Below are 22,972 nucleotides of genomic sequence, written 5' to 3'. Positions count from 1 at the left end.
TTACTCCGTCGCCAGCCGGGTGTAGATCTGCATGTTGCGCAGTAGATTGTTGGAAATCGAGATTTCCGGGAAGGTCCATGCCGAGTGTGTGGCCGGCAGCAATGCGCTGTAAGCCGTCTTGTCGATATGGACGGGTTCAATGGCCCTCATTTTGGCCGAGTTCAGGGCGTCGTTCACTGCTCCGACGAGGTCATCCCAGGACCAGGGGCCGTCGAAGGTAGCGGGCAGTGCCAGCAGCCAGGCTTGCGGTGGTTCGGCGTTGGGTCGGTCGTGGTGGAACGCGACGCCGGTGGTTTGCTCCCGTCCAGGAATTACTTCGGTCCATTCGTCGATGAGTAGACCGCAGAGCGGTTCGGCGGGGTTGTAGGGACCCGCCCAGTGGGCGGTGTAGAGGAGCGGGTCACTATCGACCACAGTGTCGGTGGGCAACTCCATTGCTAGCCACGGGACGTCGGTGTTGTTGGGCAGTTGGATTGGAGTCAGATCTGGAGGGGCTGCGCCGGGCAGCGCGTCTGCGAGCAGGACGACGTTCTCCCAGTGATGGAGTTTATCGCGCACCCGCGCAATTCCGTGAAGCCAGTCCTCGACGGGGAAGTCGCGATCAGAGCCGGCCGGTGGCCCATCGGTGAGGTGTTTGGTGAGTGCCCCCGACTCGCTGTACGCTCGAGCGTTGCCGAGCTCGGTGCGGGCTGCCGGGGGTAGCGTAATAAAGGGGACGAGCAGGATGTCTTCGCCGAAGATGGCTTTGGCGCCCTCCTGAATGAGGGCTGCCTGCTCGTTGGCGTTAGCGGTGTCGTGCCGGTCCAGGGTGTCACCGGCTGCGGTCACGCGCTTTACAACCTCCTGATTCAGGGCAACAGCGGCCAAGCGCAGCTCGGTGCGAAAGCGCTGAATCTCGGCGCGTTCGGCGACAAGGTCGAAAGGTTCAGGGTCGAAGGCGTCAAGAGGCAGGGCTGCCTCGACGTCATCAGCCAATCGCGCGAGCGTCGGCCGGGCGATTTCAATCAGCTGCCGGAGCTCGGCACGCTTGGCGTCGAACGAGTTAGCTTTAGCGGTCACACGGAGTTCAAGCGCCGTTGGTGTCCCCTCGGCGCTGACCGTTGTGCTGACCAGCACTTCGGCGGTCCGCAGCAGCTGCAGCAGGACTTCAGTTTCAGCGGTGGGGGACTGGGCGGCGTACTCCATCATGAGCTCGGTATGTCTGTTTCGTCGCTGATCCCACACCTTGCCCAGCGCCGCGACGCGATCCACGAGGTCGCTGTATGTGCGCGCCCGCCATTCGTAGGTAAAGCCGATCCCCGTTTGAGGCAGTCGGTAGGCGGCGAGTGGGCTGACCGTATTGACGTAGGCGGAGATCACGTCGTCGACGGAGTTCGAGGGGGTGTCGATGGCCTTAATAAGGTCGTCTAGTGCCGGCGAGTGGACATCCCGCAGGGCGTCCCGGGGTGCCTGGATACGTGAGCGCGAAAGGGTAGTCGTGGTCTGGTCGCCGTGGGTGGCGTCGCTCTGCCGCATTAGATCGGCGGGACGTAATGGATGGCTTGGGAGGACGAGTCGCCGCAGGCTGCGCAGCATGGCCTCAAGTTCAAACCATGTCACCGTACCGTTCACTCGATCAGTGTGCCGGATGCGGACAGGTTGGTCGTACCGGACGGATTCTGTGGTGTGAAGATAGGTGAGAATACGTTCATCGAGGTCCCCCAGTGCTTGGTCGGAGCGGGCTTCTGCACGGTAGACCAGGTCGGCAGGGTGGAGAGTCAGGTCTTCCCAAGTGATCATGACGGTTCGCTCCGTGCCGGTACCGCGGTCCGTGAAGTCCACCTGACAGCCCACGTCTGTGGGTGAGGGTAGTCGATCCGCAAGCCAGGAGTTAAGGGCTGGTTCCACAGAAGCGAGAGGGGTCATTGGAATGCCGGGCAGTGGATTTGTGGGCGCCGTCACCGGAAGGTGCAGGGCGACACGGAAGGTGAGCGCCGTGCCGCTTCTGGGCGTCTGGATTACTTCTGGTTCGGGTGGGTAGCTGCCCTTGGCGAAAGCATCAAGCATGCCGGTGGACCGGTCATAGTTTCCCATGACCGCTTGGTAGACGCTTTCGGACAACGTCAGGTCAGCGACGGCGTCATTGACGTCGCGGATATGGGCGACGGCGTTGGTCACCGTTTGTTCCTGCTCAGCTGTCCGTAATGGGAGGGTAGTCAGGCCAAAGGGGTAGACGGTCTCACCTGTCCGATCGAGGTGTTCGAGTACTTTGCGGCCGTCAATGACGTTCATGGCAGCGATGGACTCTTTGGAATCCCCGTCCTCCGTTGCGGTTTTCGCAATCTGGTTTGCGGCAAGGGGAAATGCCCGGCGCATTGGATAGACGAGTTCCCTAACTTGAAGGGAACCGTGGTCGTGGATGTGCCGCTCGAGCTGGTAGCCCAACAGCGCTCCCAGCGGCTGCCCGCCGCGCATCCCTTCTAGGATCGTTAGCGCGGAGCGGACGCGGCGGGAGGATAAATTGACCGACAACTTTCCCTCGTAGGCGACGTGGGCATTTCGAAGCACCGCCGCCGCGGTGGCGTGGTTGATTGAGGGTGCATGTATGAGACCAAGGCTTGTGGAGTCCTCCATTAGTGGCCGGGAGTCGCCGTTGTTGACCGACTTCGCGACGTCCTCCGGCAGTGCGACCGGCGTGAGGGTTTTGCCCTCGGGCTGAAGCGACTCTACCCATCCGTAGGCCCCGAGGTAGAGTCCGCGGCTTGCTTTCTCGGTGGCGGGGACCGGGTCAGGAGTGGTGGCACGTTCGTCCGGGATGGACCGGATCTGCTCCAGACCCCATGAGAGGAGACCGGTCTTCCAAGCGTCGAACCGGTAGCTAACTGTGTCAATGTGCTCGGCGAACAGCCGCTCAAGCCGGGCCGTCGGCAGATTGCTAAGGTACTCCAAAGCGGCGATGTGCTCGGGCAGGGGACCCTCCATTGCAGTGATCTGTTGAGCGATGTAGTCCCCGATCGTCAGCTCTGGATCGCCGGTGACGTCCGCCTCCTGACGGAACAGTACGGCATACCGGCTTTCGCTCTCACGGCTACCTTTAACATGGATAAAGGGTGGCTCCTGGCGCAGCGCCGCAGGATTGTGCGGTAATCCGGCTTTGAGTATCAGTGAGTTGGCCGTCTGGTAAAAGCCTAATTGCACCGCATGCCTGAGGAGCAGGTAGAGGAGGGCATCGGGCCGTTTTCCGTTGTCGAAACCGTCCTCCTGTTGCACTGCGCGCAGACTGGTGCCTGCGGCGTCGATGAGCCATCGGATGTAGTTGTCTCCACCGGCATAGCCGCGAATTGGGTCGGCCTCGGAAAGGGGGACATCATCGATGAGCGGCCCATCGAGTGGGGTTTGGCGCGCCCGGTAGATCTTGGTGAGCAAATCGGGAATTTGGATGCCTGTGTAACCGAAGCGGCGAAGCAATGCCAAGGGAAGCTCGGCGGGGAACAGGTCCAGTAGCTGAAGCGCCGCCGGATGGTTGACGAACGACAGTTCGTGCACCTTATGATCCAGGCTGTCGGCGCTGAGCGGATAGTACTCCGCCGAGGTCGGGTGTAACCCGAGCACATCGAGCAGAATCTGGTGTGGGTCACCGCTTTTCTTGCCGACCCGGCTCACATGATCCACCAGCGGCCGCCAGTCCTCCTCCACACCCCGCAGGACCTCGTAGAGCCCCGCAGGGTAGCCGAAACCGCCGTTACGCTGGCGAGAGGTGAACCAACTGAGCCGGCTGAAGGCAGACACCGGTTGTATTCCGTAGGGTTGCTTACCGATCCGCAGCGCCGGCAACGGGCCACGACCGCTGACATGGCGGGTGAAGAAGGCGCGCGTGTCCCTGACCACGTCGTCGGAGAAGACGGGGGCCAGCATCGAATCCATCAGGTACCCGAGTGTGGCGGGCCACAGGGCGATCTGCATCGCGTGTGCCTCGCTACGGTCATGCATCTGGGCGCCGGGGATTCGCGCGAGCAGGTTGTCCGAGAGTCCCAGTCCCTCGGCGAGGCGCTGGCCGTCGGAGCGCAGCAGCGAGTCCTCCTCGGGTGTGAAACCGGGTGCCTGCTTGAAGAACGCCTCGAAGGTGGCGTCGGGGTCATCCTTCCAGGCGTAGCCAGACCCGCTCTGGGTGGTGTTATTGGTCGGGGTTCCTTGACGGATGAGCTCCAGTCCTGGCTGGCTATAGAGATGGTGTTCCAGCAACCGTTCAAAAGACTCTCGGCCCTCGTGGGCGGTGTCGGCGAGGCGGACGCCGAGGACCAGCAGCCGCTGGAAGCCGACTTGCGCCTGACTCTCGGTCAGGTCGAAGCGGAATGCCATGCCCACCTCAATGGCACGCTCGAAGCTGAACATCCAAGCCAAATCATCGGGGATGTGCAGGGCATCGCCCTCCGGCTTTAGTTGCTCATCCGACACCGCATTCGGATCCGGCCCTGCTACCAGGGGCGTGATTACAGGCTGACTGAGCTCGACCCGCGGGGCAGCGTCCCCTCCTTCGTAGCCGAGCAGCACGAATCGCTCCGGCAGCAGATCGATACGCGGAGCGCTCGACCACGACGTCCGGCGAACCTCAAGATCATCAAGGCTGGGCACCTGAAGGACCGCCACTCGTACCACCGCGTCGAACCGCGTTTGTGGCGGGACCGGCTCGTCTAACAGGCCCAGGGGCCGATGGTGCAGGAGAATATCCTCCGCCAGCTCGGCTCCCACCGCTAATTCCAGTTCGGTTCTGGCCTGCTCCTCCGCAACTGGGTCCCCACCGGCGCGCCATACTGCTTCCCAAAAGCTGGCCGCAGCGGAGGACTGCGCTGTAGGCCCCGTGGCCACAAGCAGGATTTCTCCGGCATCTTCACGCGTGGGCTTGTCACTAGGATTGGCAGGCACAAAGGTTCGGACCACCCATCCCGCCCGACCTGCACCACAGGCAGCAACCAAGTTACGCCACGCTGCCCGTTCCAATGAGTCGTCCCCGTCCGCCCGCCATATCGCGGCCCAAAAGGCTCGCCCGCTGTCGACTTCATTCTCGGTGAGTGTTTCCTCGAAGCCGTCGGCAAGGCAGACATCGGGGTAGACGCGCACCCACAGCTGGGCTTGCCCCTGATTGCCAGGCTTGAAGCGGGTTTCAAGGCGTAGTGGAAGCAGGAGGATCGGATGGACGTCGGCCAGCCTGCCTATGCCCTTTACCGGGTCGGTGAATGACGCGAGCTCCGCGGCCAGCTCGGTAACACGGTTCCTTCCTGCAGCCAGTTCCCCCCGTGCACGGGCCAGACGTTCGAGGCTTGCTGCGTGTTTTAGATCCAGCGGGTCGCTCTCTCCCGGAACACGGGGGTTCTCGCCGCGTCTGGCACCCCTTAGGAGGCGCTCCAGTCGGCCGACAGCTTCGCCCGCCAGTAGCGCCTCTTGACGCAGTTCTTCTTGGCGGCGTCGCTCTTCGGCCAGTCGGCTGCGGAGCTCATTGAAGTCGGTCATGGATTACGCCTCGCTCTCGAGCATCTCGACCGCGTGCACGGCAATCAGGGCCGGGACTTGGTAGAGGATATAGGCCAGTTCGGCCGCCTGAGTATCGGTGCGCCACTTATACACCTTGTCCTCTTCGTATTGGGGCCTCGCCTCGTCGTTGGCTGGGGGTGCGGTGAGGGTCAGGCTGCGTTCTCCCAGACGTAGGAACTCTCCCGGGGTGTGGACGGCCGCCACATGGCTCCATGAGAGTTCGTTCCAGGTGCTGATGGTCGGGGAGGGGTTTTCCTGAGGGACGTCGAGGCCGAACCGGGGCTCACCAGGCCGCTCCTTGATGACAAAGAACCACCCCGGGTCATCCAGGCCGTCACCGTTGGATCCGCCCCGTGCGCTCTCGGCGGTGAGGTCGAAACCGAAGAAATAGATGTCGGGGTCGACCTTCGCCTCGTAGAGAGGAGTTCTGACGAGGGTGCGCGGGGGGATACCAGGGGGGAGGTCAGCGAGGTTTCGGGGCTTAGTCTTATCTGGTGTGCCGTCGGACTTCGGCTCCCACTCTGCTTTGTGTGCGTAGATGACCGCAGTGGGGTATTTCTTGAGCAGGTCGCCACGGATTGTGAGAACGACCTCTTCCTCCTTGTCGCCTTGAGCCTTGCGGTAGTCATGGGTGCCAAGTCCGGAGGCGGTTGCCCAGTGGTGCAGCTCTGGAATATCGTGTAGCCGCTCACGGAGGGCGGCGGGATCAAGGCCCGGTTGGGCGAGGTAGTCGGTGATATCCCAAAATTGGCGGAAGTAGCTGCCGCGCTGGTCGGTAGGGTATTCGCGCCAGAGCAGCTCTCGCGCGAACTCGTGGTTTAGGCCCACCATGTAGGCTTCGATAAACTTTTGATTAGTCTCCAGCAGGGTGATCGAATTGTTCCTGAGGAGTTGAATATTGGGCAGGAAGAACTCGCTGGACCAGTCCTTGAGCGGCTCGTACATAGGAGTGTCAATCTCGGGGTAGACCATGACCTCGCCGAAGTCCTCGACGAGTTGGTCGGCGATGCGGCCGGGGATCTGAATGCTTCCGAGAATGCGCGCCGGGACGGTGCGCCGCGGATCCAATCCCTCCACTGCTGCGGCCGCGATAGTCGGCAGGTCCAGCGGGTCCCGCGGCGGGCGGACGATGCTGCGCTCGGCCAGGTCCACAGCATAGAGCCTGCGCAGGGAGTCCTTGAACCGCCCTGCATCCGGGCTGTCTTTGCCTTCGATAGGCGTTGGGGGTGCCTGGTTTGGTGGAACGGTGGAAAATCCAGAGTTGCCGGGGAGCTCGTCGACGGCGCGGGGCGTCCGAGTTTCTGGGTCGAGCATCTCTGCGGTGATGTTGTTGTGCAGGTGTGCCCTGATCCAGGGCCATAACGCAACCGCCACCGCGAACAAGGCGATCGCTAGCAGGATACCGATGGCGGGAACGAAGAGTATCAGCAGGATCACGATGACGAGCAGCCAGAGACGCCACCGGCGCACCCGTCGGATCAGTTCTACAACAACGGAGGGCAGTTTTTCATATTCCGGCACGAGCTGGTCGGCCAGTCCCGGGCCAGTCGGCAATCCTGGAGCGATTACCTTCGGCGGTGCGGCGCTGACCTCGCCAGCATTGATACGGGTGATGAGGTTGCCCAATCCGCGCCCCGGAATGAAACCGAGGAGCCTGGACACTCGGCCCCGGGGGCGCATCACTTGGCGCATTGTGGTGCTAACAATGGCTGGCGGAACCGTACTCTGCCTAACTCGGTGAGCGAGGGTCAGTCCTGAGGCAAGGACACGCCGCTGGACCGGCGCTGTCAGTGCCAGGAGACGTTCTGCGTCCTTCTGCCACAAGGTTTTAAGGTCTCGCCGGTGCCAAACCAGTGAGGTGAGGAGGGCCATCTGACCAAAGCGGATTTTGGCGTTGCCCTCCAGCACGTTGCCTACTTGCTGCCATGCGGCCTCCATAAGGTCTTCCTGCTTGCGCTGAACCACACCCGTACCGAGCCCCGCGGCGACGCGGTGTCTGGGGTCAAGGTTTAACTCGTGCACCCATCGCTCATGGTCAGGATCGGCATCAGCTTCTACCAGCCGCGACCTTTGCGCGTGCCAACGCCCATAAAGCGGGGGCACGATGAGCGGATCCTCATCGTCGGTGACACCCTCGATGTTGGTGTCGGCATTGGCGGTACCTGGACTTTTCACGGTGTAATCGGAGGCGAGGTTTACCAGTGCGGCCAACTTTTCTTGGAAAGGGTGGGGGTACGGCTCAGCCCACGCCTCAAATTTCTCGTACTCGGCTAGGTCCTCCTCGCTAAAGGTCGTCAGCGGAGCTCGGAGTGCACCGCCGAGCCGCAGGATGCCCCCGAGGTTCTTGATGGCAGGGAGGTTGGCGCCTGGTACTTGGACGTCTAAGGGCCGCCGCCCGACCTGCGGGTCTACGGTCCTCGGCTTGAGAAGCCGGACGAGGTATTCGAAATCGCCCACGGCGCCGGTGCGGAAGTACCAGCGGTGATAAACAGGGAACCGGTTTGGTTCGGTGTCGGCCCGAGCGGGGACCCACGCTCCCTGGGTAGGGAACGCCGCGCCCGTCGGGTCTTTCGCGAGACCGGCCAGGCGACCCGATTCGTAGGAAGGAATTACGAAGGCGTGGTACGCCGTATTGGTTTTGAGGGCGCGCGGGCAGAGCAGCCTTGAGTAGGCCACGTCGCGGTCAGCGGCAAGTGCGGTGGAGAAGCGGGCCGCGTTGCCTTCGGCGTTGTCCGGTTCGCCTTCAAGAGCACTGTTGACATGGACGTGGGCCCACGCCCAGTGTTCCTCAAACCGTGGGAAGGAGGTGGCCGGGTCAATGACGTCGATGGCAGGCAGCGAAGCGCCTGTGACGGTACCGGCATCGGTAAATTCGTGCTCTTCGAGTACCACGAGGGCAAGCCATGGGCGTATCCGGCGTCCGTCCGGTGAGGCTCCGGCTGGGGTGTAGCGCCAGCAAAAGTCTTCTTCGTAGAACTCCACAAAGGGCAGGTAGTTCGCTTCAAAATCGGTTGTCCAGTGTCGGGGCTCGGTGCGGAAGATATTGGTCGGCTGGATGCCGGTGATGTCGCCCGGGCCGTATATCTCCACGGACTTGGGGATTCCCAGCGAGTCTTGGCCGCCGCCGATTCGATCGGCGGTGATGCGCAGCGGAACTGTGATGGAAGCCCGGAGGCCAGGGGTTGTGTCCTGGTCCTGCTGCAGCAACCTTGCCCCAAGGCCTTGGCGGGCCCAGGAGAGGAAGGAGTAGGTTCCAATGGGTTGTTCGCTCATGCTGCGACATTCACCTCCGCGCTCGGGATGACATGGATTGCCTCGCCCAGTGATGGGTTTTCACGGAGGACCGAGGCGAGGTAGGTGGTCGCCTCGGTATGGCTGGTAAAAAGGGCAGCACCGGACAGTGCCGTGTTATCCGCGGTGTTGGCTACGACGTACCCGTCCGGTTGTACATTGATTCTGGCAGTGAATGGCTTGAGCTTTTCCTCTTTGGCTTGGGACAGCTCGGCCTTGGCGATGGCTCCGCCCTTAATGAAATGGGCGAAGAGGCCGGGCCAAAATTGAAAGTACCTAATTGGGGTGCGTTCGACCTGAGTATCAACGATAATTGTTTCGTAGCGGACGATCCGTTGAGCTGATGGTCCGGTGGCCCACGCTGCACCGGCAGAAAGCTCGACGCCGCTTTGTAGCATCTCGAAGGCGGGCGCGGAGAGCTTAGCGGCGTCATCCATCTCTACGTACTGCGCTTTGGCGAACTGATCCTGCACCGGCTGGCGGACGGCCAGCAGGCCCGCGTCCACCGTCACCGCAGCACGGTAAATGTCTGACAGCGTCTGGTTTCCAACCTTGTCAAGGGGGATGCTAAGTGGAACTAACCGCTGACTGATCCTGAGGGTGCCGACTGGGTGTAGGACAAGCAGGCCAGGGTCCCCCAAGTTCCGGAGCGAGACGAGCAGTCGGCCCGAGGCGGGGAGTGCGGTGCGCCATGAGTCGAGCTTTTCGAGTTCTGCTTTGAGCGCGGGCAGTAACGGAAGAGGCGGGAGAGTGTCGGTGCGGCGCTCCCCGAAGGTCACCTCGACGTCGACGGAGACCGTAAAGAAGAAGAACTCCAGCTCGGCTGCACCGGCGATGTGCCACGGCGTCGGTCCCTCTAGGGCAGCGCGGAGGTGGATTCCGTAGACGCCGAGACCGAAAACCTTGACTGCGAAGCCGCACGAGATCTCGACGATCAGGTATAACGGCGAGAATCGAATCAATGCATCGAAGTTGAAGTAGCCTTCGACGCTAAGAGCATCGAAGCCAAAGAATGCCTCGGCTTGAGCGCCAGTCTGGACGGTGTTTGAGGTAATTGCGAGGTATAGTTCCACTCTGACGCGAGCATACTTACCGTTGATTAAGGAGAGGGCGATTCTGGTAGGCGAGGGAAACGGCAATGGGGGCGCTGTGAACCGGGGGTGGAACCCGCCCACCGACAGCACGAAGTTAGCATTGTCGCTGTAGTCCATCAGGAGCCCGAGTTCACCGTCGAGAGTGATGAACAGTAGACGCGACTCGAAGAGGGAGGCGAAAAACCAAATTCGGCGCTTGTCGAACTCCAGCGCGCCGATAAAGCTTGATTGGAGGACGATGATGGCCGCCTCGTCCGTTGGCAACGCAACCCTAATCCGGCCCAGAATTACTGCGTTGCCGGGGATTTCGATGATGACGCCGAGGGAAATCGAAACGAGTGTCGGGGTGCCCCATCCGATTTTGGCCATCGGCCCGATCAGGAATGTGCCCTCTTTAGGCGGGAAGATGGTACGCAGGTCGCTTATAATACGCGGTGCGTTCTCGATGACATTGATAGGGAACAGAATGCTGTTGATGGCGCCGGTGCGGATGCCTGAAACCAGCGGCTCTAGGAGCATGCCACGATTGAGCCCAAGCAGACCGCCGACGCCGAGCAGTGTAAAGCCGAAGCCAAGCTGGAAACCAGGATTGAACTCCGCGGTGATGATGGCCAACATCGAAAAGCCCGGCTGGCCGCCAGGCAGTTTCGTGTTGATGAGCCCGATCGCCTTGAGCGATAGAAAGTTCGCAACAGTGAGCTCCAAGGCCCCGGCATACTCGCCTTTTTCGATGTCGAGGTAGAGATAGCCGCCACCTTTGACTACGCCGGCGTCAATTGAAAGGCCTACGCCGTTGGGAGGCCGAAACTTCATGGCCAGATTGACCGGACCGAGGTTGCCTTTGCCGTTATCAGGGAAAGTAAACATCGCAGTCACGCCAATGTTCTCGATGACCGCGGTGAGTACGTTTAGGTCGCCTTTGATGCTGGCGGCCAAGTCGACCGCGAGGATGGTGTCTTTAGCGCGGACAGCCAGCAGCGCGTTGAGGACCTCGATGGGCCCGAGTTGAATGTGAGCGGGGATCGAGATCTCCAAGCCGCCACTACCGCCAAAATAGATGCCCTGGGTAGTGGAAAAGCCGACTGTCAAGTTTGTGCCGATTGACATTCCTTCCTCGGGCAGCAGACGAGCGAGAAAGCCGTCGGCCTCTCCGTCGCCGGGTTTGATCACGATCTTGGCGCCGGCCAATGCGAACTCGAGGAAGACCTCGAAACTGTCGTTGCCATGGAACCTCGTGCCACCGAGTATTGAAGTTCCGCCCACCTCGAAGTGGCTGGCACCGGGTGTGCCGATGAGTACCCTCGGATTGCCCTCATCACTCAGCACGAGCGCAATGCTCAACATCCCCGACGCGACCGATGGCAACCCAGTCCCGAATCCAACGAGGAGTTGGGGGAGCTGCCCGGGTCGAATAATGATTCCCACTCCGCCGTCGAGCGCCACTGTTCCCTCAATACTGAGAATGAGGTAGGGACTGAGCTCGACATTCTTTTCGATTCCGGTTGAGCTGTAAGGCAGGAGGGTAAATCCTGGCTTTACGGCCGCCGTCTCGGGCATTATAAACAGGGCAACACCGACGTCGAAGTCGGCGTCTGATTCGCTCTCGATGATGGCAAGCTGCAGGCAGGTATCGTAGGAGGACTCGGGCGTTAGTGCTCCAGCGTTAAGTTGTTGAAGCATGATGTCCTCGACGACTGACTCGCGAACATTCAGCTGCCACGCCTCCAGCATCCCCTGTAGAGCGTCTAAAAGAATTTCCCCTCGGAATTCGCTGTCGCCCCAAAGATAAGCGTCCCGGAACACAGCCAGTGGCTCAGTCGTGAGCCGCGCTAAATCGCTAAATGCGATGATGCGCTTTGTGTAGGCAGGCCGTCCACCGGTAGCGTCCATATCCTCCGCGCGAAGAATCCCGAAACTGGCAAGGAGGTGGCCCCATCGCGGCTGATGGCTGAAGAAGTACTCGTAGAGGAGATAGTCGACCAGTTCATCCGGGAAGCCCTCGGCAAACCCGGCTGGCAGGCCTGGAGCATTTGAGATATCTGCAATAGCAGAAAAAACTGCGCGGACTCCGTTGAGCAGTATTGGGGTGTCCGCGGCGCTAATCTCCTCGGTAGGGGACACAAGGTTGTAAAGCTGCTCGACGGGAACCAGCAGCTTCCCGATGGCCGTGGGAACGGTTTCGAAGTCCCAACCGAGATCCTCAAGCAAATCTCGGAGTGCCCCCGGTGTTCTTGCTGCGAGAGCGAGGGGTTCAACCGCCCTTGCTAACTCTTCCGCGAGCTGGACTAGTACGTCGCGGTTTGTCATAGGTCACACCGACCCGAAGTAGGAGTCATCCGTTTCCACCAGTGCCGTCGTTACAGCTGCATGAGTGGAACCTGGTGCTGGATAGAAATTGAAAATCAAGTTCTCGTCTTGGTCGCGAATTGCCAGAAGCAACGTATATATATAACGCCGACCCGTCGCAATCAATGTGTCGCCAGATGGAGCGATAGACCAGTGGTAGCCATTCCAGAAATCATCAAAGGTTTTGTAGCCGGCTCGCTCAAAAACCGGAAATGGGTGCTCGTCCTTGAATCGGTAGAGGGCTCGAATTCCATCACGTATGGCAGCCTGCCAATCGTTTGCTGGCGGTATCTCTGCCGCGCTTGGGTACTTCCTCGTGAACTGTATCGGGGTTGTATCGATTCGGTATTGTTGGGGCGTGAGCACGGTTGAGACACGGCCATACTTAACCCCGAGCGTACTTGGAACCTGCGTACGGCGCTCCTTGCGCACATTCTTAGGCAGCCATCCACCCCATGCATCATCTGGTACTAACTCTTGGTTCACAAACTGGTATGCCAATGCTTTGAACTCATCGATCAGATGATCTCGGGTATCGACGCCTTCAAAACGCGTATCAATCAGCCGTGCTGGCATACGAACGACGAACTCGTAGCACATGTACTCGAAGCTGCCTAATTTATGGGGCGTGAGGCCGTGGAAATGCTTCGGTGCGGTGACGTGCACATGACTGCCCAAGGCCTCTTGAACTTTCAGCAAGAATGGAAAGCGAGACTCCGGATTACGGGTTCGGTCGGTTCGGTCCTTGCCGACATTGCAGCCTTTGAAGTGGAAGCTGTGAGTTATTGGGCTTCCGAGGACGAAATCGATCACCGAGTCAGGGATTTTGACGGAGTTTTCAGGGAGCTGCAATGCTTGAGACAAGATTTCGAAGTCCGTTGTGCCAGTTAGTTTTCCGTCATTGCCGACCTGCTTAGGGAACATCTTCATCTGGATAGTGCCCTGTGAAGTTGCATGGGCACCGACTAATAGATCGTCCACAGGTTGAGGGCGGTTGGCGGGATCCGCGAGATGTTTGACGAAACCTTGGACCGTTGCTAATCCCTTGCGGCGAACTAGAGTTCCCCGGTGACTAAAAACCGTTGCGAGGATTTTCGCATAACGGTCCCTTCCTGGGACAAAACCGTAGTCCACTTGTGTCACCTCGATCCCAATGATGAGGCTGTGATTCAGTTCACCATCTTATCCAACAGAGTGACCCTGTTTGGAGTCGCCGTCAACAGGTTGCGTTGACTCTTTTCTGGTGACGGCTGGTCTGGTCCCTCCCAGCTGAATAGGTACCAGATCCCGACGAACAGGACTTACGTCCACCTTTGAGACGTGCAGCATGGTGGTCCTTCAGTACAGTGCGTCGGCGCTGAACCGCCCCCGTTCATCCTCAATTTCTCGCATGGTCCCGCCATCGGGGTAGGTGAGCAGCGCGGATCTTGGGTGCGCGTAAGGACGTCGGTTCGGTTTCTGTGGTGAATGCGGTATTGAGGTCGCCTCGCTGCATCTATCCCGGAAGTCACAGCGTGTCTGTGCCGTTTCGTATCGCATGAGCCCAGGCGCGAGCACTTTGCATGGTGGAGATCTGTGGAACGGTGCGGCGGATCTCAGTGGTCTTCGCCGGAGGCTGCGTCTGGTAGACCTCAACGCTACACCCTGGTATTCGTTCAGCTCTGGTGCGTTGGGGTCGATTCGAATGCATCTGCAACGGACGTGCGCGGAGGTCCAAGCTTGGACGGACCCGGCCGTCGCGGGAAAGGAACGATGCCATATGGCTACTTGCGTAGTCCGTATCCGCATCAAGCGGACCATCCGGATCCAGCCCGTCCGCCGCTGACCTAGTCGGTCACGGAGAATTACCGCTGGCCCGAGCCCCACGCTCGAGGAGGCCGGGCCAGCACCCAACTCGTACTTAGGAGCCATTGTGGCAAATGCTAAACAGACCAGTCGGGGAGTCGCACGAAAGGCGAGCAGTCTCCTTCGTGGTCCACGGACGACCAAGGGTGTGAAGAGCATCGCAGCCGGCGCGCTTGCGCAGGCCAGGCGTTCAAAGAAAAAGTAGGACGGGGCGCCTTCGTCGCAGTAGCGGTGAGGGCGCCTGCTCCTTCGACGAGCCAGGTACTTACGCCGTAGCTAAGGCAGAATGTTCGGCACGTTTGGATGCTTCGTAATCGCCGGCAAAAAGGCCACCTTCCGGGACTTGTTCAGCGTCGACGAGACATTCCAGGAGGAGCTGAAACTTTTGTAGAATGTGGCGCCAATGCGGGGGATCCCGTTCGTGTCCGAGTAATTGTCCACCCTGGGTCAGACTTGGCGGTGCCGAGTCCAGGCCCTGTACTGCACTTCGGATACCTTGACGTTGTGTCCGAGATCTGGGACGTAGAAGGTGGCGCTGTACTCGCCATGTGGCCCATCGGCTACAGCGTCGCCTTGCAGTACCGCGTTGGCGAATTCGGGTTTGACCGATGCATCGGCGTTGAGCACACGAAGATGTACGGTGCTCGACACCGAAATGGCATCGAAGCTCGAATATGGGAAGGGCTCCGGGCTTCTCGGACTCATAGAGTGAGCGTAGCCCCGTTACACAGGATTCTCATGGAGGTCCGTCCGAGGCCGTGCCCGATACCAAGAGTTGATAGGTGCTGGAAGAGAACCATCAACTCGGGCCACCACTATGCAGTGGCCCTGTGACTACTTGTTCCAGGTAGCCGAAAGGCTGAACCGGAACGGTTTTGATCGAAACCGCACTTTGAAAGTTTTCACGCGTGGACATGCCGGGTGCGGCGTTGGGGTACACCCCAACGCCACAGTTCCAAACGGCTGACTTAGTGTGGCTTTAGGGTCCTTAGTTGGTTTTCGCAACACTTCTGTGCGAAGGTCTAGACATGACGCAACACAAAGGGCAGCGGATCGGGTATGCCCGTGTGTCGAGCGTCGACCAGAATTTCGCCCGTCAGCTGACCAGCCTCGGCAACGTTGATCGGCTGTTCGAGGAGAAGCAATCCGGTGCGCAACGATCCGGCCGGGCCGCTCTCGCGGAGATGATCGGGTACGCCCGCCACGGTGACACCGTGGTGGTGTCTTCTATGGACAGGCTGGCGCGATCAGTGATCGACCTCAATCAGATAGTGGGGGAGTTGATCGCCAAAGGCGTATCGGTAGAGTTCCTCGCCGAGCGGGTTACGTTCACACCCGGCGGCGCAGATCCGTTCGCGGAGTTTCAACTAAACATCATGGCCTCCTTCGCACAGCTCGAGCGTGCGATCACCAAAGAGCGGCAAGCCGACGGCATCAGGGCAGCGAAAGAGCGAGGCGCCTACCATGGCAGGTCTCGCAAACTCACTAGCGACCAGCTGGTCGAGGCCCGAACTTTGATTGCGGCACGCGTGCCCAAGGCTGAAATCGCCCGACGCCTCAACGTTGATCGCACTACCCTGTACCGGGCCCTGGACCGAGACACAGATGTTCTCCTGCCAACGACAACAATGACGGGTTTCGAACTGTGAGCCTCGGAGGTGACTTGCATCGCTATCGAATCGACTGGGCGACGGTGAAGCAGCACGACTTTGATCGAGTTGTGGAAGCCCTTCTCGTCGCCATGTTCGACGTCGAGCCGAAGTATGTAGAGGTCCTTCGAGGTGAGGGCGGGGACGATGGTATCGATGTCGTGGTTCGTGATGAGCAGGACTATCCGGAGACAATCTTCCAACTGAAGTTCTTTCCCGGTGGTTTTACCGGCGGTAATCGAGACACCAGACGAGCTCAGATCAAGAAGTCATTCAACATGGCTTGGAACAAGCACAAGCCAAAAACTTGGGTCCTAGTCATGCCTTCCAACCCACACAAGAATGAATTGGCGTGGATTCGCAAGCTTGCGACAGGCAAGCAGGTTAAGACTCACATGTGGGGACAGGCACATCTCGACAGAGGTCTCGCGGCTCACCCTGAGATCGAGAGGGCCGCGCTTCACGATGGCGTTGTTGACGTACTGCGGCAGTTTGGCCAAGAACGGGCGGCGCTGGCCAACTCGGGCGACGCTCAGATTTTGTTCCGGGGAATGCTGGAGGAGCTTCAAGCGCGAAGCGAGTACTGGGCTACGGACGTCAGTCTTCAAGACGGAGAACTTATTGAGTCCTACCGTCCAAAGCGGCACGATGCGATGGAGAAGGAGCCGATCCGCGAAACCTTCACAGTGACCCTCGGGCCGGAAGACCAAGACATCAGTGAGCAGATTGTTCACTCGATCAACTACGGGGCTCTCGAATCCATTCGGCTGCCAGAATCAGCGGCGGCCTTCCAGCGAACCGGACCCGCGTGGGTCCAGCCCTTCCCTAAGCTTGAGCATCAGTCGGTGGAGCTTCATCCAGTGCAGACGGTGTTGGAGAAGGAGGAGCCCGTCATCATCAACGTGTTGGATGAAGACGGCTGCGCAATGGCACGATTCCCTGGAAAAATCGTAGAGAGGGCCCGGGGGAGGATTGGGCACTCGGCGAAAGCTCGATTCGCCAACATCGCTACGGCAATCATTTCCATGCCTACAATCTCTGATCTCAGTGACCCGGGCTCCATCGTTCTGAACTTTGACCTCCATGGTCCGGCTGTCACAGATGCAGAGCAAGCGATCAATCTGCTGGATGCGATGCAGCCGGGGGCAACACTTGAGTTCTACTGGGGAGGTAAGAAGAAGGGGCGGGTCAAGCTTGGCAGCGAACTTAAAGACCCTACGGAAGTAGATAGCTATATCCGCGAACTCCTGTCAGACCTCCTCTACCTTCAGGGAAAACTGCCCGCCGCTGCCTTCACTTTGCCTACTGAGGTAGACGGGACAGATCGGGCCTATATTCGGATTGCTCGGATCCTGCTAGAGGGCAAGCGAACGGTGATGCCACCAGGAACAAGTTTTACGGCAGTGCTTTCAGGCGTAAAGGGCGAGGGATTCGAGAGACTCCTACGTTCAGGTGGGCCATTCACCAACCGCTTTAAACGGCTGAAAATCAACCTACTTGGTAGTACGTACAACCTTGGGGCAGCGACCATGTTTCACCGTAATGTCCTGATTGCGGACGCGGTCGAGGTTGAGCAGAGCATCGACGGCGGAACTGCAGAGGGTCGGGAGATCCGACTGCGCCCTCAAGGGGATGAACTCATTCAGGCGTGGCTAGGTACGTGGACAAGCGAGGCAGATACGGTCCCAGATTATGAATCGTGGGGCCTGACCGATTTTTATGCGCCGGATCCCAGAACGTCAGGAGCAGAACGGCCACCGTCAGCATCAGATTTCGACAAACTTGAGGAACCCTAGGTCATTCAAGTTGAACTCATCCGACTGGCTTCAGGCGATCAGGAGAACATGATGATCAGAATCATCCGCTGGTTGCTCACCTCGAGCATCCGGTACAGCTACCTGTTCGTCCGCGCCATCCTCCGGCTGCCGCTGCTGCTGCTGCCCATCCCGCCGTGGGTCCGCAACCAGATTGCTGGAGCGTTGACCGTCGGCTTGTGGTTCTTCTCGTCGTGGTTCGTCGCCACCGCAGCCGGCGCGTCGTGGTGGAGACAGCTGATGATCGCTGCTGCAGGTGCCCTCGTCGTCATAGGTGTGGTGCGGATGGAAGGCCGTCGGCCGATCGTCCGGCGGCCGGCGCGCGTCCGATGACGTCCTGGCAGAGGTAGTCGCCGATGAGAACGCGCAGGGGAGAGGCTGACCGGTTCTGGCAAAAAGTCGTCAAGGGCCCGCGGCCGCAGGACTGCTGGATCTGGACCGGCGCCGTCGCCGACGACGGCTACGGGCGGTTCTGGGTCATCCGGGACGGCGAGCAACGCGCCCTGCGGCCGCAACGCTACGCCTACGAACACCTCACCGGAGAGACCCTGCACCCCGGCATCGCGCTCATGCACGTCTGCGACGTACCCCTGTGCGTCCATGCCAGTACCGGGGCAGAAAGTCACCTGCTGCCCGGCACCCAGGCGCTGAACATGCTCGACCGGTCCCGGAAAGGCCGGCACGCCAACGCCTCGACCTTCCGGTGGCGCGGCGTCGGCCGCGCCCAGTTCCGCGCCCAATCCGTCGAGCTGCGCACAGCCCTCCTCGAGCACGGATGGAACGAACCGATCATCCGCCCCCTGCTCACCGGCATCGACCCCGAAGCACCAACGCTCTTCTCATAATGCGAGGTCACCGCAGCCATCGGCGTGTCAGTGCCGTGTTCTACGCTTCGTAGTGGAGTCCTGTCCGGGGTGTCCGTCGTACCCGACCAACCGTCGTTGGAGCATCATGCCCGATCGCTCGATCCCGCGCCCCGCCGATCTGGCTCACCGCGTCCGCCGTGCTTTCCGTGCCCGGGTGTCCGGTGACCCCACCGGGGCGCCGGACTGGGTGCGCGACATCGCCCTGGTCGGGGAGGGCCCAGGCTGGTTCGAACCCGACGGCGTCGTCTGGCAGGTCCACGGCGACCTCTCCACCCTCGTCGGCGGGGTCGCGGCCCTCCTGGGACAGGGCGCACACCCGCTGGCAATGGCCGGGGTCGCCCGGCACTCCTCCTACCGCAGCGACCCCTGGGCCCGCCTGGCTGGGACCGCGCGCTGGCTCACTGTGAGCACCTTCGGCTCGGCGGAACTCGCCGAACGGGAGTCGGCGCGGGTCCGCGGCATGCACAGGCGAGTCCGCGGCACCACCGACGACGGCCGCGCCTACTCCGCCTCAGACTCCGCCCTGCTGCGCTGGGTGCACCTGGCCTTCACCGACGCCTTCCTCGGAGCCCACGAAGCCGTCGGCCACGACCTGGCCCCCCGGTTCGGCCGCACCTGGGCCGACACCTACATCGCCGACTGGTCCCGCAGCGCCCGGGCCCTCGGGGCCGAGGACCTCCCAGTCAGCCGTCAGGAGCTTGCCGAGGCCCTGCGCGCGCTGGAACCCGACCTCGAACCCGTCCCCGCCGAGCTCCTCACTTTCCTCTCCGCTCCCGGCGGGCTGAACCGGGCCGAACGCATCTTCTACAAGGGCCTCGCCAGCGCCGGGGCGCTGGTGCTCTCCCCCTCAATGGCTCCCCTCGCCGGGGTGCCCGGCCGCGGTGACCGCTCGACCGCGGCCCGCCTCCGCTTGCAGCGCACCCGCGTGCAGTTGCGGACCTTCCAGCTGGCCCTCGGGCCGCACAGCCCCTCCGAGGACGCCGCGCGCTACCGGATCGGCCTCGCCGGCCCCCCCGACTGGCTCGACTAAGCCTCGGTCGCGCCGGCGTCCAGCCAGGCGGTCCGGAACGTTAGGTGCGCGCGCTCGGCGCGGGCCTGATCTGCACGGTGGTGCCGCGCAGGGCATAACCCACGCCGGCTGACACGCACAGGGTGACAGCTCCCAGACAGAGGATCTGAACCCATACGGGGTAATGGATGCGTTGTCCCAGACGATGGTCAGTGCACCGTAGCTGGCACCCACACTGGCGGCACCCGCTAGGCCGGTTGCCCAGGCGACGATCGCAGTGGCTTTGGACTCCATCAGCCATTCCATGATGAGGCCCGGAATGACCCCGAGCAGGCACGAGAGCAAAAGGCCTCCGAAGATCACCATCAGGTACTCGTGCGCGCCGCCACCGCCCATAATCTCCTCGGTCATCCTGACCGTGACGGTGGGCACGAAGATACCCAGGTAGATGAAGTACTTAGCGCGGTCCCTGAGCGCGGGAGTCCTAAACATCTGCTGTCCCCTGATCCCCGGTCATCTCCTGAGCGTACTGAGCGTTCTCAATCCCTGAGCGGTCCTGCGCTTCGCTTCGGCCTGATGAGGTCCGGGCGCTCCTTCGTCGCACCCGACCCTGACTTTTTTGCTGCTGTCCTTCGGATTATGCGCCCCCACTCCACACCGTCAATCGGCTGCGCCGACGGGGCCGGCCATAAACCTCTACGGCGCTCCTTCGTCGCTTATTTCCTTCGAGGTTTCCGGCGGGTCCCGCCCTACGGGTTGACAGTGCTTCGTCGGGGACGAGCGAGCGAGCTCGCCAGCAGGCAAAAAACAACGGGGGAAGGGTCCACTGCTGGTCACCAAGGGGCCCCGACACCACCACCGCAACGAAGGAGCAACACTCATGAACGCTCAGCTGACTACTCAGCCGACCCTTGAAATGATCGACCCGCGCACGCTCACCGTCGACGTGAACGTGCGCAAGGACGCCGCCCTGACGCCCGAGTTCGTCGCGAGCATCAAGGAGCACGGCGTGATCGAACCCGTGATCGCGCACCGCAAGGACGACGGCACCGTGCACGTCCTGATGGGCCAGCGCCGCACCTGCGGCGCGGTCGAAGCCAAGGCCCCTTTGATCCCGGTCATGGTCGTCGCCAGCCCGGAGGAAGCCGAGCGGATCACCACGCAGGTCGTGGAGAACGTCCAGCGTTCCGCACTGACCGACGCCGACGAGGCCGACGCCTTCCACCAGCTGTCCCTGCTGGGCGTGAGCGCGGCGCAGATCGCGAAAAAGACCGGACGCGCCAAGACCCAAGTCGAAGGAGCGTTGAAGGCTAAAAAGAGCACCGCAGGGGAGGCCGCGCTGTCCAAGGGGCTGAGCATCGAGGAAGCTCTCGTGCTGGCCGAGTTCGAGGGCAATGAGGACGCCACCGAGGAACTGGAATCGGTCATCGCGGACGATCCGGACATGCTCGCGCACGTCGCCCAGCAGATGCGCGACAAGCGCGCACGCGAGGAAGCCCGCGCCGCACTGGTGGCTGAACTGGAAGCTGCCGGGACTGTCGTCGTGAAGGACGTGAGCTACGGCTACTACCCCACGGACGAGAACGTGGTCGTCACCGGTCTGCTCCGAGCCGACGGAGAGCGAGCCACGGACGAGGACGCGAACGCCGTCTGCATCGCCAACAACTACCACGGCGAGTACAGCACCATCCCAGTCGTCACCGGATGGAAGGAACTGGGTTTCACGCTCCGACACACCACGAGCACAGCGGTTTCGAAGGGACCAATGAGCGACGAGCAGAAGGCCGAGCGGAAGACCCTGATCGCGAACAACAAGGCCATGGAATCGGCGACGGTCGTACGCCGCGACTTCGTTCGGTCCCTGCTGGCGAAGAAGCAGGCACCAAAGGGCTGGCAGTACTTCACCGTCCACGCCCTGACCCACCACTCTCAGGTTGCCAGCGGTTACGAGGGAGCGGTGGCCGCTGAGATGGCCGGAGCGAAGATCGAGGGCAAGGAAACGTGGGGATGGAACCCGCTCCGCGACCACGTCGCGAAGACGACCACCCGCCCCGAGGTGTCCATGATCGCGCTGGTCTGCGCAGGGTTCGAGAAGACCATCGCCAAGGACTCGTGGCGCTCACCGAGTGCAAGCCACCTGACCTATCTCACGCAGTTGGTTACTTGGGGGTACACCCCGAGCGAGGTCGAGCAGATCATCCTCGACAGCGCGAATAAGACCACCGAACCTGACGAAGACACCGAGGACATCGAGCACGGCGAGACATTCGAGGAAGTCCACGCGGACGAGGAGGAAATGATCGCGGAAGAGTACGCGGCCGAGTAGCACCGGGCACCGGTGGTGCAGGGAGCGGTAGCCCTGCACTACCAGCCCAGCCCGGGAGAGGATGCCGGTCGGCTTACCGCTAGTGGGCGGGGCGGTTCGCCGCCGTTACGGGAACCTCGAGCTGTGGTCGCCGGCGACGAACCGCCGTCCTCGCACTCAACCTCGACCCGGCTCCGGTGCCGCCCGCCAGGTACGCACACCCCGGCCGCGCCACACACCGACACGACTAGGAGGAAGGACCACGCAGATGCGTCGCCCACAGAAGAGGGGACCGACATACATCGGTCCCCTCACTTCGTGCTGTCCGTTGGAGCGTCGTCCGCTACGCGGCCTTTGTCTCTGCTGCGACCTGTTCCGCGACGTCGTCCGCTGTTGCCGCCAGCGCCGGCTCGGTCCGTCCTTCTCCGGAGGGCGAGCTGGTGCCGGCACCGTCCAAGGCCCGCTTCATCTCGGCGGTGCTGAGTCCGAGTCGAGCGGCGACCGCGGCCCGGCTTTCGCCGGTGTCGAGCATCTGCTGCACCTTCGCGCCGGCTTCCTTCGCTGCCGCCTCGGCGTCCTGCTCGGCTTTCGCCAGGATCGCGTCGGCACGCTCCCGCGCCTCGGCGCGGATCTGCTCGGCCTGCTGCTCCTGCTCGAAGAACTCCGCCGCCAGGTCAATCAACCGCTCGTGCCGCTCGGTCAGCTCCTGGGCTTTCGCTCTCGCCTTTTCCCGTGCCGCTACCTGCTGCGCTGACTTCCTCGGTGCTGCCATGATGACTCGTCCCCTTCACTCATCCCGCGTTCAGAACCTGTACCTGACGCTGCCCCGGCCGCGACTTGCGATCCGAGACACCTTCCCCGTCAAACCTAACGGTCAGAGCCCACCCGTCACAGGCGCAACACTGATCTCCTCGTTCACCGTCGGCACCCACGACCTGACTGGGAGCAGCGGATGCGGGCCTCGCTGACGCTCGGGCTGGATGTAACGGACGTTGACCACACGTGGACAGCTCCGAGATAACCCAACGTCTCTATGCTGCCCACCTGGTGGATAACGTCCGTTTGCGGTTCCACACAATCGAATGGGCTGTGGATAACGGTAAATCGTGTTACCCACCGCCCATTCTCATGTGCACAACCGCATCGAGAATCGATGGACCAGATTGTGCTGGGTTCCATGGCGCCTCATCTGGGTTTCCTCCTCCGTCGTCACCACGCGATTTCGCACCCTTCCAACCAGCACAA

General features: G+C 61.4%; 11 protein-coding genes. 6 read left to right on the top strand and 5 right to left on the bottom strand.

The genetic code is table 11. The annotated features are described in order from the left end of the window. The 4 genes from CI785_RS01675 to CI785_RS16905 are packed head-to-tail and all read right to left on the bottom strand — an operon-like array spanning position 1 to position 13,373. The gene (locus CI785_RS01675) at positions 1 to 5,487 is read right to left on the bottom strand and encodes a hypothetical protein (protein ID WP_157940113.1); all 5,487 of its coding nucleotides are present in this window, start codon (positions 5,485 to 5,487) and stop codon (positions 1 to 3) included. Between the two features lie 3 nt (positions 5,488 to 5,490). After that, entirely contained in the window at positions 5,491 to 8,781 is a 3,291-nt protein-coding gene (locus CI785_RS01670) for a hypothetical protein (protein WP_105030371.1), read from the bottom strand. After that, complete coding sequence (locus CI785_RS01665; RefSeq protein ID WP_157940112.1) at positions 8,778 to 12,200, bottom strand: DUF6603 domain-containing protein; 3,423 nt, start codon at positions 12,198 to 12,200, stop codon at positions 8,778 to 8,780. Before CI785_RS01665 ends, CI785_RS01670 begins: the two co-directional genes overlap by 4 nt. Positions 12,201 to 12,203: 3 nt before the next feature. After that, positions 12,204 to 13,373 (bottom strand): hypothetical protein, encoded by a 1,170-nt coding sequence (locus CI785_RS16905; protein WP_157940111.1) that lies wholly within the window; start codon positions 13,371 to 13,373, stop codon positions 12,204 to 12,206. A gap of 1,739 nt (positions 13,374 to 15,112) precedes the next feature. Here CI785_RS16905 and CI785_RS01660 point away from each other — a divergent pair. The 6 genes from CI785_RS01660 (at position 15,113) to CI785_RS01635 (ending at position 21,748) form a co-directional block, all read left to right on the top strand. Next, complete coding sequence (locus CI785_RS01660; protein ID WP_170068204.1) at positions 15,113 to 15,733, top strand: recombinase family protein; 621 nt, start codon at positions 15,113 to 15,115, stop codon at positions 15,731 to 15,733. Positions 15,734 to 15,777: 44 nt separating this feature from the next. Continuing rightward, positions 15,778 to 17,529, top strand: coding sequence for a hypothetical protein (locus CI785_RS01655; RefSeq protein ID WP_170068203.1), 1,752 nt, complete (start codon positions 15,778 to 15,780; stop codon positions 17,527 to 17,529). 48 nt (positions 17,530 to 17,577) lie between these two features. Beyond that, entirely contained in the window at positions 17,578 to 17,880 is a 303-nt protein-coding gene (locus tag CI785_RS01650) for a hypothetical protein (RefSeq protein ID WP_105030368.1), read from the top strand. A 23-nt stretch (positions 17,881 to 17,903) separates the two neighbouring features. After that, positions 17,904 to 18,392 carry a hypothetical protein gene (locus tag CI785_RS01645; protein ID WP_105030367.1) on the top strand — a complete coding sequence of 163 codons (489 nt, stop codon included), beginning with the start codon at positions 17,904 to 17,906 and terminating at the stop codon, positions 18,390 to 18,392. Between the two features lie 106 nt (positions 18,393 to 18,498). After that, complete coding sequence (locus tag CI785_RS01640) at positions 18,499 to 19,443, top strand: oxygenase MpaB family protein (protein ID WP_105030366.1); 945 nt, start codon at positions 18,499 to 18,501, stop codon at positions 19,441 to 19,443. A gap of 871 nt (positions 19,444 to 20,314) precedes the next feature. Beyond that, the gene (locus CI785_RS01635) at positions 20,315 to 21,748 is read left to right on the top strand and encodes a ParB/RepB/Spo0J family partition protein (RefSeq protein WP_105030412.1); all 1,434 of its coding nucleotides are present in this window, start codon (positions 20,315 to 20,317) and stop codon (positions 21,746 to 21,748) included. 322 nt (positions 21,749 to 22,070) lie between these two features. Here the strand turns inward: CI785_RS01635 and CI785_RS01630 are convergent, their stop codons facing one another. After that, positions 22,071 to 22,499 carry a flagellar basal body-associated FliL family protein gene (locus CI785_RS01630; RefSeq protein WP_105030365.1) on the bottom strand — a complete coding sequence of 143 codons (429 nt, stop codon included), beginning with the start codon at positions 22,497 to 22,499 and terminating at the stop codon, positions 22,071 to 22,073. Between the last annotated feature and the right edge of the window lie 473 nt (positions 22,500 to 22,972).

Source organism: Arthrobacter ruber, from assembly GCF_002954225.1.
Classification (GTDB): Bacteria; Actinomycetota; Actinomycetes; order Actinomycetales; family Micrococcaceae; genus Arthrobacter_D; species Arthrobacter_D ruber.
This window is presented reverse-complemented; position numbering and strand designations above follow the sequence as displayed.

Excerpts from the sequence above, each read along its gene's own strand:
- CI785_RS01675 (WP_157940113.1), bottom strand. The coding sequence starts at position 5,487 with ATGACCGACTTCAATGAGCTCCGCAGCCGACTGGCCGAAGAGCGACGC.
- CI785_RS01670 (WP_105030371.1), bottom strand. The coding sequence starts at position 8,781 with ATGAGCGAACAACCCATTGGAACCTACTCCTTCCTCTCCTGGGCCCGC.
- CI785_RS01665 (WP_157940112.1), bottom strand. The coding sequence starts at position 12,200 with ATGACAAACCGCGACGTACTAGTCCAGCTCGCGGAAGAGTTAGCAAGG.
- CI785_RS01660 (WP_170068204.1), top strand. The coding sequence starts at position 15,113 with ATGACGCAACACAAAGGGCAGCGGATCGGGTATGCCCGTGTGTCGAGC.
- CI785_RS01650 (WP_105030368.1), top strand. The coding sequence starts at position 17,578 with ATGATGATCAGAATCATCCGCTGGTTGCTCACCTCGAGCATCCGGTAC.
- CI785_RS01645 (WP_105030367.1), top strand. The coding sequence starts at position 17,904 with ATGAGAACGCGCAGGGGAGAGGCTGACCGGTTCTGGCAAAAAGTCGTC.
- CI785_RS01640 (WP_105030366.1), top strand. The coding sequence starts at position 18,499 with ATGCCCGATCGCTCGATCCCGCGCCCCGCCGATCTGGCTCACCGCGTC.
- CI785_RS01630 (WP_105030365.1), bottom strand. The coding sequence starts at position 22,499 with ATGGCAGCACCGAGGAAGTCAGCGCAGCAGGTAGCGGCACGGGAAAAG.